We start from the raw sequence: 1,510 nt of genomic DNA, 5'->3' as shown, positions 1-1,510 counted from the left end.
AGGCATTGAATCTGGATGGCACCAGCTTTCATGTGGATGGAATCTATAACAGTCATGAAAATCCTGATGACTTGAATTGTATCCATATCTGTCGCGGTTACAGCCGTGACCATCGACCTGACCTGAATCAGGTGGTCTTGCAGTTAATGACCGAAAATGAGGCAGGTATTCCAGTGTTTATGGCACCTGCCAGCGGTAATGTAAACGACAAAACCTGTTTTCAGGAAATTATCAAAAACCATCTGTCGTGCTTTAAGGCGGCTTTGAATAGCCGCTATCTGGTCGCTGACGCTGCCATGTACGTTGCTGAAACCCTTCAGTTGCTTGACGAGCAAAAGCAGCTGTTTATCTCCCGGGTACCCCTGAATATCAAGGGTGCAAAGGAGTTGGTCGGCAAAGCGCCAGCCATGTCATTGGAGCCGGTTGAAGGTTATGAAGATTATTACTCTGCTGAAGTGCCTTCCTGCTATGGAGATGTTAAACAACGATGGTCCTTGTTTCTCAACAAAAAGCGCAGGCTGGTTGAACAGAAAACACTGACCCGAAAGATGCAGAAGCAGTCACTGAAAGAAGCCCGTGATCTGGAAAAGCTGGGAAAAAAGGCCTTTCTGTGTCGGGACGATGCATTGAAGGCTTTTGCCTTATGGCAGAAACAATCGAAACTCTGCCAGAGTGCAACGGAGCCTGAGGTTACCGGTAAGCCTTGCTATTCGGGCAAGGGACGGCCATCACCAGATAGCAAGCCCGATCACTTTGAATACTTTGTGCAGGCTGAATGCTTTGTTCCTTGTCAGAAAAGGGAGAATGCACAGGCCTCACTGGGTTGCTTTATCCTGGGCACCAATGAATTGGATCAGAATGTCATGAATGCCACGGAGCTGCTGTCTACCTACAAGTCACAACAACAGGTTGAGGGCGGCTTTCGGTTCCTGAAAAGCCCGGACTTTCTGGTCTCTTCACTCTATCTGAAGAAAGCTGAGCGTATTGAAGCACTGTTAATGGTGATGACACTGTGTCTGATGGTCTATGCTGCTATCCAACACAGAATACGCAACGAGCTGAAAAAGCAGAGCCGGGTATTTCCAAACCAGAAAAAGAAGCCCTGCCAGAATCCAACAGCGAGATGGGTTTTTTTCTGTTTCCAGGGAATAAATGTCTTAACGGTCAATAATCAGGAGGAACATGTAGTCGGTTTGAAGGAAAGACAATGGACGGTCATTCAAATTTTGGGCATTTTTTACGAGTCGGCGTATTCCTGATAGGGGTGGTGAAAGGCAGATCATTACAATCATTTAAATAATTATAATGATTTATTCAATTCAACCCGTTAGCGGGCCTGAAAGATTTTTTTTCACACAACTACTGGATTCATTTCCTGTTGTAAATATAGGATATTAGCCGTATTCCCCCCAACAACCCCCCCGGCAAGAGCCCCGCACCCCCCGGCAGCCCCGACAACACATGCATCCCTGATACCCCCGGAAGCAGCCCCGAACCCCCCGGCAGAAGC

The 1,510-nt window shown here is 47.4% G+C and carries 1 protein-coding gene; it reads left to right on the top strand.

Going from position 1 to position 1,510, the window contains the following annotated elements; all coding sequences use genetic code 11:
* Positions 1-1,259, top strand: a 1,259-nt coding sequence (locus ACO6UY_RS24625) for an IS1634 family transposase (protein ID WP_422491689.1), incomplete at its 5' end; no start/stop codon positions are given.
* Positions 1,260-1,510 lie beyond the last annotated feature (251 nt).

Origin of the sequence: Endozoicomonas sp. ALE010, assembly GCF_049310165.1 — a bacterium.
Lineage (GTDB): Bacteria > Pseudomonadota > Gammaproteobacteria > Pseudomonadales > Endozoicomonadaceae > Endozoicomonas.
This window is presented reverse-complemented; position numbering and strand designations above follow the sequence as displayed.